Source organism: Brevundimonas sp., from assembly GCF_036677305.1.
Taxonomy (GTDB): domain Bacteria; phylum Pseudomonadota; class Alphaproteobacteria; order Caulobacterales; family Caulobacteraceae; genus Brevundimonas.
In genome coordinates this window covers 1-10,164 of record NZ_JAKFEB010000002.1, presented here as the reverse complement: position 1 = coordinate 10,164, position 10,164 = coordinate 1, and the positions used below count along the sequence as shown (strand labels likewise).

At 69.2% G+C, this 10,164-nt stretch carries 7 protein-coding genes; 3 read left to right on the top strand and 4 right to left on the bottom strand.

Going from position 1 to position 10,164, the window contains the following annotated elements; all coding sequences use genetic code 11:
- Positions 1-388 (top strand): M48 family metallopeptidase (locus tag V6M42_RS00055; protein ID WP_332676306.1); only part of this gene is annotated, 388 nt, incomplete at its 5' end.
- A gap of 218 nt (positions 389-606) precedes the next feature.
- On the opposite strand, the gene V6M42_RS00050 is transcribed toward V6M42_RS00055, so the two are convergent.
- Both V6M42_RS00050 and V6M42_RS00045 read right to left on the bottom strand, forming a co-directional pair.
- Entirely contained in the window at positions 607-2,709 is a 2,103-nt protein-coding gene (locus V6M42_RS00050; protein WP_332676304.1) for a transglycosylase domain-containing protein, read from the bottom strand.
- A 118-nt stretch (positions 2,710-2,827) separates the two neighbouring features.
- Positions 2,828-3,781 (bottom strand): alpha/beta fold hydrolase, encoded by a 954-nt coding sequence (locus V6M42_RS00045; protein WP_332676302.1) that lies wholly within the window; start codon positions 3,779-3,781, stop codon positions 2,828-2,830.
- Positions 3,782-3,899: 118 nt separating this feature from the next.
- Between V6M42_RS00045 and V6M42_RS00040 the strand changes: the two genes are divergently transcribed.
- A complete protein-coding gene (locus V6M42_RS00040) occupies positions 3,900-5,021 on the top strand; it encodes an aromatic ring-hydroxylating dioxygenase subunit alpha (protein ID WP_332676300.1) in 1,122 nt (373 codons plus the stop codon).
- A gap of 51 nt (positions 5,022-5,072) precedes the next feature.
- On the opposite strand, the gene V6M42_RS00035 is transcribed toward V6M42_RS00040, so the two are convergent.
- On the bottom strand, positions 5,073-5,738 hold the full coding sequence (locus V6M42_RS00035) for a TetR/AcrR family transcriptional regulator (protein ID WP_332658903.1): 666 nt from the start codon (positions 5,736-5,738) through the stop codon (positions 5,073-5,075).
- 214 nt (positions 5,739-5,952) lie between these two features.
- Complete coding sequence (locus V6M42_RS00030) at positions 5,953-7,788, bottom strand: cation:proton antiporter domain-containing protein (protein ID WP_332658904.1); 1,836 nt, start codon at positions 7,786-7,788, stop codon at positions 5,953-5,955.
- Between the two features lie 153 nt (positions 7,789-7,941).
- On the opposite strand from V6M42_RS00030, the gene V6M42_RS00025 reads away from it, so the two are divergent.
- Positions 7,942-10,068 carry a M13 family metallopeptidase gene (locus V6M42_RS00025; protein WP_332676298.1) on the top strand — a complete coding sequence of 709 codons (2,127 nt, stop codon included), beginning with the start codon at positions 7,942-7,944 and terminating at the stop codon, positions 10,066-10,068.
- The last annotated feature ends 96 nt before the right edge of the window (positions 10,069-10,164 follow it).

Below are 10,164 nucleotides of genomic sequence, written 5' to 3'. Positions count from 1 at the left end.
GGTCATCCAGTCCGGCGGCGAGGGCGAGGCCTTCGCCCGGCGGGTCGAGAATCTGTTCAAACGACTGGCGCGACAGGTGCTGGTCGAGCGCACCGACCACCATCTGCGGACCCTCGGCCAGCGCCCGGTGAAGGTGTCGATCGCCGACACGAAGTCGCGCTGGGGCTCGTGCAGTCCGCACAACCGGTCGATCCGTTACAGCTGGCGCGTGATCATGGCCCCGCCCGCGGTCGCCGACTATCTGGCCGCCCACGAGGTGGCGCATCTGGTCCACGCGGACCACAGCCCGGCCTATTGGTCCGTGGTGCAGAGGCTGGTGGGCGACCACCGGCCGTTCCGGAAATGGCTGCGGGAGAATGGCCCGGCGCTGCACGCGGTGGGGCGGTAGGTTCAGTCGGCTTTCCGCAGTCGGCGCCCGTTTTCCCCCGTCCGTCATTCCGGGGCTGAGACCGGCGCAGCCGGGATCAGAACCCGGAACCCAGGGGTCTGGACGCTGGCCTTGCCGCGCGTCAAAGGCGGAGCCCGGTCACCTGGGTTCCGGGTTCCGCTGCGCGGCCCCGGAATGACGGGAGGAGATGGGCGTCACAGGTCGGCCAGTCCAACCCCTCAGAAGAACAGCGGATCCGCCCTCTTCTCCGGCGGCGGCGCCGGCTCCGGCCGCTGGTCCGGCGTGTCCCGCTGCGGTTGGGGCGCGGTCGGGCGGACGACCGGCGGGCCCGGTTCCGGACGGCGCGGTTCCAGCGTGGGCTGGTCCTCCAGCGGAATCTCCTCCGCAGGCGGGCTGTCGCCGAACAGGTCGCCGATCTCGCCCAGCAGATTCTCGACCGGGCTGGGCGGCTGCCAGCCCTCGGGCATGGCCGGGCCGTTGGGTATGGCGGGGGCGTTCAGGCGCGGCAGGGCCGCCTCCATGAAGCCGCGCCAGATGGCCGCCGGGGACGAGCCGCCGGTGACGCCCCGCATCGGCGTGTTGTCGTCCTTGCCGACCCAGACGGCGGTGACGAAGCCGCCGGTGTAGCCGACGAACCAGGCGTCCTTGTAGTCCGAGGTCGTGCCCGTCTTGCCCGCCACGTCGCGGCCGGCGATGGCCGCAGACCGGCCCGTGCCGCCGGTCATGACGCCGCGCAGCATCTGGTTCTGGTAGTAGAGGAAGGGGTTGGAAATCGCCTGCACCGAGCCGCCGTCGGCGCGGGCCGAGCGCTGGTAGATGACCCGGCCCTGCGGCGTGCGGATGCGGCTGATGCCATAGGCGCGGACGCGCTTGCCGCCGTTGGCGAAGGCGTCATAGGCCTGGGCCATCTCGATCGGCGAGACCTCGACGGCGCCCAGGGCCATGGCCGGCTCCAGACCGATGCGGCTGGTGATGCCGAGGCGGCGGGCGGTGCGGGCGACGTTGTCGCGACCGATCTGGTCGGCGAGGCCGGCGGCGACCGTGTTCACCGACTGGGCCACGGCCTGCGACAGCGGCATCTCTCCGGCGAAGGTCCCCGAATAGTTGCGCGGCGACCAGTTGCCGATGCGGATCGGGGCGTCGTTGACCCGCGTCTCGGGCGTGTAGCCGCTTTCCAGCGCGGTCAGATAGACGAAGGGTTTGAAGGCCGAACCGGCCTGACGCCGCGCGTCGACGGCGCGGTTGAACTGGCTGTCGGCGTAGGAGGCGCCGCCGATCATGGCGCGGACCCGGCCGTCGCCGTCCAGCGCCACCAGCGCCGCCTGCTGCACGCCCTTGGAGCGGTCGCGCGTCAGGATGCGGTTCACGGACCGCTCGGCCTGGGTCTGCAGGGTCAGGTCCATGGTCGTCTCGACGATCATGTCCTCGGTCGGTTCGCCGACCAGTTCGCGAATCTGCTTGTCGAGCCAGTCGATGAAATACTGCGCGTGCTGGCTGGACAGGGTGCGGGAGACGCGCACCGGCGAGGCGGCGGCCTGGGCGCGCTGTTCGGGGGTGATGACCCCGGCGTCGACCATTTCGTTGAGCACGACGGTGGCGCGCGTGCCGGCCCGTTCGCTCTCGGACACCGGCGAATAGCGCGACGGCGCCTTCAGCAGGCCGGCCAGCAGGGCGGCCTCGCCGACGCTGAGCTGTTTGGCGCTCTTGTCGAAATAGCGCTGCGACGCGGCCTCGATGCCATAGGCGCCGGCGCCGAAATAGACGCGGTTCAGATAGAGGGCGAGGATTTCGTCCTTGGAGAATTTCATCTCCAGCCAGACGGCCAGCATCAGCTCCTGGACCTTGCGCTTCATGTTCTGGTCCGGGGACAGGAACAGGTTCTTGGCCAGCTGCTGGGTCAGGGTCGAGCCGCCCTGGACGACGCGGCCGGCGCGCATGTTGGCGGCCATGGCGCGGGTCATGCCGACGGGGTCGAAACCGGGGTGGTGGTAGAAGCGGCGGTCCTCGATGGCGATGAAGGCGGCCGGGACATAGTCCGGCAGGGCGTCGAGGTCGGCGGGCGGGGCCTGTTGCGTGCCCCGCGTGGCGATCAGGGCGCCGTTGCGGTCCAGATAGGTGATCGAGGGCTGGCGATCGACATTGTAGAGGGTCGAGGTGTCGGGCAGGTCGCGCGCGAACACCGCGAAGAAGACCACCAGGAAGATCAGGCCCCAGACCGCCAGGACGGCGGCCCAGTAGATCAGGCGTTGCAGGGGCGTACGCGCGGGCCGGGGATCGCCGGCGTTGCCGCCGCGTCCGAAGCTGAAGCCGGAACCCGCCATGAAAACCTCACCTGACCCTGACCCGGTCGTAACCGATCAGGACGACAACGGAAACGCCCCCGTACCGATCACAGGACCGTGAGGGACGTTTCCGCCGAAACCATGACGCTTTGAGACCCTATTCTAAAAACGCGTTCACCTCGGCGGCGAACGCGACGGGCTGGTCCAGCATGATGAAGTGGGCGCTGTCGTCGATCCGCTTCAGCTGCGCCGAGGGCAGGGTGGCGAACGAGGCGCTGTAGATGCCGTCCACCATCTCATTGGTCATGCGCGGGTCGTTGAACCGGACGTAGAGCACCGTGGTCGGGGCCGTGATGCGGGCCAGTTCCGGGCGCAGGTCGGTGACGATCAGTTCGCGGAAGGCCGAGGCCGAGACGGCGCGGTCGCTGTTCGCGGCGTCTTCCAGAGGGCCGGCGCGCAGGGATTCCGTATTGATCATGCCGGTGACGGAGGCGGCGGCCTGCTGGCGGTAGGATTCCTCGGGTCCGTTGGCCATGGCGGCGTAGATCTGGTCCGCCATGGGGACGACGCTTTCGGCCGTGGCGCCCGGTCCGCCGAACATCGGCCCCATGAACGGAATCATGTCGACGACCATCAGCTTGCCGACGCTGTCGGGATGGCGGGCGGCCAGCATCATGCCGATGGTCCCGCCCATGGAATGGCCGATGACGGCCGGCTTGTTCAGGCCCTGTTCGGCGATGTAGCGGGCCAGGTCCTCGGCCACAGGCGCGGAAACGGGGCCCGTGGCGTTGTCCTCGGCGGGGGCGCCGGCGAAGCCCTGGACGTGGATGCGGTGGACCCGGTAGCGGCCCTTGAGCTGTTCCGTCAGCCCGTCCCAGACCTCGGGCGAGGACGACAGGCCGGGGATGAGGATGACGTCGCCGGCCGGATGCTCGGGCCCGTCGATGCGGACGTGGAAGCGGCCCGACTCGAAATCGGCGTGGGCGTGGCCGTGGGCGTGACCCTGGGCCGCGGCCGCGGGCTGATGATGCTGGTGGTCCTGCGCCATCGCGGGCGCGGCGATCAGGCAGAGGGCCCCGGCGAGGGCGGAGGCGGCGGTCATGGTCTTCATGGTCGAATCCCCGGAATGAACGGGCGATGCGCCCGTCCCTGTTCCCTAGTCGCCGCAGAGGGCGCGAACGGATGCAGCCGGTCAAGACTTCGCGCATCCGGGCCGCTAGACTGACGCCATGAGTCCAGCCGACAGCGCCCCCGTTTCCGCCAATTCGCCCGAGGCCAAGGCTCCGCCGACCGCGTTCGGCAAGGGGTTCGTGCTGGACGCCTGGTATTTCGTCGCCCTGTCGCGCGACGTCGCCGCCGCCTCGCTGAAGCGCTACGAACTGCTGGGCGAGCCGGTGCTGATCGGCCGGACCCGGGCGGGCCAGGTCTATGCGATGCGGGACATCTGTCCCCACCGCGCCGCGCCCCTGTCGGCCGGGCGGCTGGTCGAGAAGCCGGGCGAGGGCGAGACGATCGAGTGCTGCTACCACGGCTGGCGGTTCCGCCCGGACGGGGTCTGCGCCGCCATCCCGTCGCTGGTCGAGGACCAGGCGTATGAGACGGATCGCATTCGCGTCCGCAGCTATCCGGTGCGCGAGAGCCAGGGGATGGTCTTCGTCTGGGTCGCCGCGGATCCGCGCAATCCGGCCGAGCCGGACCACGAGCCGCCGCAGTTCCCCGGCGTGGTCGGCGGCGAGGCGAAACTGGTCGAATGGATGGATTTCGAGGCCCATATCGACCACGCGGTCGTCGGCCTGATGGACCCCGCCCATGGCCCCTTCGTGCATCAGCAATGGTGGTGGCGGTCCGAACATTCGATGCATGAGAAGGCCAAGGCCTTCGAACCGCGCGAGCAGGGCTTCGCCATGGTGCGGCATGCGCCTTCGTCGAACAGCCGGGCCTATAAAATCCTGGGCGGGGCGCCGGCGACCGAGATCACCTTCCGCCTGCCCGGCTATCGCTGGGAGCATATCCAGGTGGGCGCGAAACAGGTTCTGGCCCTGACCTGCCTGACGCCCGTCAGCGAGACGAGGACCCGGATCACCCAGATCTTCTGGTCCGACCACTGGGTGTTCGGCCTCGCCCGGCCGTTCCTGCGCATGGGGGTGGTCGCCTTCCTCAAGCAGGACGGCGGGATGGTGAACCTGCAGAACGAGGGGCTGCGCTACGACCCGGCCCTGATCTGGATCGACGACGCCGACAGACAGGCGAAATGGTACCAGCAGCTGAAGCGGGAATGGATCAGGAGCCGGACGGAGGGGCGCCCGTTCGCCAACCCCGTCAAACCCGCAACATTACGCTGGAAAAGCTGAAGGCCGCGACGGGGGTCGCGGCCTTCGAAGCATTCGGTCGGGTTCGGAGCCCTACTGGCGGCTGAGCGCGCCGGCCAGGATGACGTCGATCTGTTTGCCGATCTGGGCGGTCAGCTGCTGGACCGTCCAGTTGTCGTAGGCGGCGCGGCGATAGTTCGACAGCCAGGCGTCGTAGATCATCTCGCCGAGCAGGCGCACGTCCGCGTCCTGACGCAGTTCGCGATCGGCCACGCCGGCCTGCAGGGCGTCGGTGACGACCGAGACCAGCGGCTTGACGGCCTCGCGGGACCGCATTTCGTCGGCCACCGGCTGGAACCACGAGCGGGCGACGACGGCCTGGACCAGCGGCAGCTGCTCGAGCGAGCCGTGGTAGCCGGCGGTCAGGGCGGCCAGCAGCCGGCCCCGGACCGTGGTTTCGGCGGCGGCGGCGGCCTTCAGCGTTTCGGCCAGCTTGACCATGTCGGTGGACAGGACGGCCTCGAACAGTTCGGCCTTGTCCTGGAAATTGGCGAAGACGGCGCCGGTGGACATGCCCGCGCCCTTGGCGATGTCGCGGATGGTGGCGGGCTCGTAGCCGCGCTCGCCGAACAGCTGGCGGGCGGCGTCCAGCACCTTCTGACGCGTCCGGACCTTGGCGGCCTGGCGGCGGTTCAGACGGGGGGCGTCCCCCTCGACGTCGGCGGAAGGGGAGGCGGAAGCCGGGGCGATATCTCGCATGAAAGGACTACTCACGAAGCGGCGGCTGACATCCGCCGGTAAAACTGAACGCCGAAGCGACGGGCTTTTCGGGGCGCGCGCGGCGCGCAAATCGCCTCGAGGGGGGAGGACGGGCAGTCATCACGCAACGATGACCAAATTGGGGTAGCGGGATTAACGGAGCCATTAGCTTGGGGGTTAACGCGGTACATGCGGTGTTTCCGTCGCCTGCGTCTCAGCGCCGCAGCGTGGATCGCAGGGCGCGGGCGCGGCGCGGCGCCTCGCCGTCCGGCATCGCCTCCTGGAACACCTTGCGGAACCTGTCGCGGCGCTCATGGATCGAGGCCAGCACCAGACCCATGGGCACGCCCAGATCGACCAGGGTGTTCTCGGCCAGCTGAAGACTGGCCTCGGTCGTTTCCGGCACCGCGTCGGTGACGCCCAGGCTGTACAGACGCGCCGCGTGCTTGTCGTCGCGGGCCCGGGCGATCAGGACGATGTCCGGCCGGACGGCCCGCACGGCCTTGACCACCTCGTCCACCTTGGCCGGCGCGTCCATGGTCACGACCACGGCCCGCGCCGAGGCGATGCCGCACAGACCCAGCATCTCCTCGCGGGCGGCGTCCCCGTAAAAGACGTTCGAACCCTCGGCGCGGCCCTTGGCGACGGTGGAAGGGTCGGCGTCCACGGCGAGGAACCGCTGGTCGTGGGCCAGCAGGATCTCGCCCACCAGCCGGCCGACGCGGCCGAAGCCGACGATCAGCACCTGGCCCTCCTCGGCTGCGGGGCTGGTCGCCTCGTCCGGAAGATCGGGCCGGCCGGGCCCGGCCTGACGGACCAGCCGGGCCGCGATCAGGGCCATCAAGGGAATGCTGAAGATGCTGATGGTCGCCGCCAGCATGACCTGGCGGGTGAAGTCGGGCGAGGCGATGCCCTCGACAAGGCCTGCGCCGAGGATGACGAAGGCGAACTCGCCCGCCGGGCCCAGCACCAGCGCCGTCTCGATCGCGACCCGGTTGCCCAGCTTCCAGGCGCGCGCGGCGGCGTAGATCAGGCCGGCCTTGAGCAGGGTCATCATGGCGGCGAGGCCGAAGACCACGCCCGGATCGGCGACCACGGCGTCCACATCCAGACCGATGCCGACGCCGACGAAGAAGACGCCGAGCAGCAGCCCCTTGAACGGTTCGATCGACAGTTCGACCTCGCGCCGGAACTCGGTCTCCGCCAGCAGCAGGCCGGCGATCAGGGCGCCGAGGCTCATTGACAGGCCGGCGGCCTGGGCGGCGAGCCCCGACCCGACCACCACCAGCAGGCTGGCGGCGACGAACATCTCCTGCCCCTGCCCTTTCGCCTTGGCCTTGGCCACCGAGCGGAACATGGGGCGCAGCACCAGCCGGCCGAGCAGGAACAGCAGGGCCAGGCCCACGGCCGCGGGGATCAGGGTGAACAGGGCGGGGCCGACCACCGTGGGATCGAACTCGCCCGCCGGCGTGGCGCCGTCCTGCACCATGGCGGCCAGGAAGGTGACGGTGATCAGGATCGGAGCGACCGACAGGTCCTGGGCCAGAAGGATGGCGAAGGTCGACCGGCCCGCCGTGGTGGAGATGCGGCCGCGCTCGGCCATCACCGGCATGACCACGGCCGTCGAGGACAGGGCCAGACCCATGCCCAGCACCGCGGCCGAAACCAGCGGCTGGCCCATCAGCATGAAGACGGCCCCCAGGCCGACGGTGCAGGCCGCGACCTGCACCAGGCCGAGGCCGAAGACCAGACGGCGCATGGCCCTGAGACGGCCCCACGACAGCTCGAGGCCGATCATGAACATCAGGAAGGCGACGCCGAGTTCGGACAGGGAGCGGATCTGCTCGGCGTCCGAGATGGTCAGCCAGGCCAGCCAGGGGACGGTGTCCGCCAGTCGGCCGAAACCGTGGGGGCCCAGAAGCACGCCCGCCGCCAGAAAGCCCAGAACGGGGCTGATCTTCAGGCGATTGAACAGGGGCACGATCACGCCCGCCGCGGCCAGAAAGACCACCAGATCCTGGTATTCGCCGCCGGCCCCGTGAATCGTCATCGCACCCCCAGATGACGCTCAGCCTACAGGCTGAAACGCCGCCCTGTCCGGGTTTCCGTCGCACATGACAAAAAATTCAGGCGACAGCCGGGAACCGCGGCGTAGGGTCCCGGCCGACGCTGTCCATAGAGATGCGAAGTCGAGGGAAATCCCATGAAAAAACTGCTGATCGGCGCCGCGCTCGGCGCCTTGCTTCTGCCCGCCTCCGTGGCGGCCGCCCAGGACCATGAACACGGCTGCGTCGACGAGGCCTGCACCGTCTTCGAACTGTTCCAGACGCCGCAGGAAGGCGCGACGATCCTCGGCTACCAGGGCACGGAAGCGCCGAAATACGGGACCTGGGGCTTCGACCTCGCCGGACGCGACACCTCGGTGAACCCGGGCGACAGCTTCATGCGCTACGCCAACGGCGCCGCGCTGGACCGCATGCAGATCCCCTCGGACCGCACCAGCTACGGCTCGTTCGCCCTGCTGCGCGAACTGTCCGACAACCGGGTCAAGGCCATGATCGAGGGCCTGACCGCCCGCACCGACCTGACCGCCGGTTCGGACGAACAGAAGATCGCCGACGCCTATCGCTCCTACATGGACGAGGCCCGCATCGAGGCGCTGGACGCCCAGCCGCTGCAGCCCTACCTGGCCGCCATCCGCGCCGCCAACACCCATGCGCTGGCCGCCGTCTACATGGGCGACACCCAGGGCCGCATCGGCGGTTCGATCTTCGGCACCGGCATCACCACCGACCAGAAGGCGCCGACCCGCTACGTCGTCTCGACCGGCCAGTCGGGCCTGGGCCTGCCCAACCGCGACTACTATCTGGAGCAGCGCTGGGCCGAGAAGAAGGTCCTGTACCAGGCCTATGTCGCCCGCATGCTGGAGATGATCGGCTGGGAAAACCCCGCCGCCGCCGCGGAAGCCATCGTCGCCTTCGAAACCCGCATCGCCGAGGCGCACTGGACCCCGATCCAGAACCGCAACCGCGACGAGACCTACAACGAATACACCATCGCCCAGCTGGCCTCCGAGGCTCCCGGCTTCCCCTGGCAGGACTATTACACCGCCGTCGGCGTCGGCGAGGTTCCGCGCCTGATCGTCCGTCAGGACACGGCCATGCCGAAGATCGCCGCCATCTACGCCGAGACCCCGATCGAGGTCATCCAGGCCTGGCAGTCGTTCCACACCGTCGACGACGCCGCGCCGCGCCTGTCGCGCCGCTTCTCGGACGCCCAGTGGGAGTTCCGTTCGCGCGACCTGAACGGCCAGCCCATGCAGCGCCCCCGCGACAAGCGCGGCATCAGCTTCGCCGAGGGCATGCTGGGCGAGGCCGTCGGCCGCCAGTATGTGGCCGAATATTTCCCGGCCGAGTCCAAGGCCAAGATGGAGGCCCTGGTCGCCAACCTGCGCACCGCCCTGGGCAACCGCATCCAGAACTACAGCTGGATGAGCGCCGCCACCCGCGCCGCCGCCCAGGAGAAGCTGGACAAGTTCACGGTCAAGATCGGCTATCCGAACAAGTGGCGTGACTATTCGGCGCTGGAAATCCGGCCCGACGACCTGTTCGGCAACGGCGAGCGCGCCGGCCTCTTCCAGTGGAACTACCAGCTGAACCGGCTGAACGATCCGGTCGACAAGACCGAATGGGGCATGACCCCCCAGACGGTGAACGCCTATTACAACTCGACCAACAACGAGATCGTCTTCCCGGCCGCCATCCTGCAGCCGCCGTTCTTCGATCCGGACGCGGACCCGGCCGTCAACTACGGCGGCATCGGCGGCGTCATCGGCCACGAGATCGGCCACGGCTTCGACGACCAGGGCTCCAAGTCCGACGGCGACGGCGTGCTGCGCAGCTGGTGGACCCCCGAGGACCGGGCCAATTTCGACGGCCTGACCAAGCGTCTGGGCGAGCAGTACGACCAGTTCGAACCGATCCCCGGCTTCCACGTCCAGGGCGGTCTGACCATGGGCGAGAACATCGGCGACGCCGCCGGCAATGCGGTGGGCCTGGAGGCCTACCACCTGTCGCTGAACGGCCAGCCGGCTCCCGAGCTGGACGGCACGACCGGCGACCAGCGCTTCTTCTACGGCTGGGCCCAGGTCTGGCAGTCCAAGATGCGGGACGACGCCCTGCGCAACCAGATCGCCACCGATCCGCACAGCCCGGCCGAGTTCCGCGTCATCGGCCCGGTGCGCAACGTCGACGCCTGGTACGAAGCGTTCGGCGTCCAGCCGGGCTCGAAATACTACCTCGCTCCGGAAGACCGGGTGCGTATCTGGTAGGGTAGCGAGGCATCCGATGAGAGAGGGGCCGGGGCGGCGACGCTCCGGCCCTTTTTCTTTCTTTCGTCATCCTCCGGCGAGCGCAGCGAGACCGGG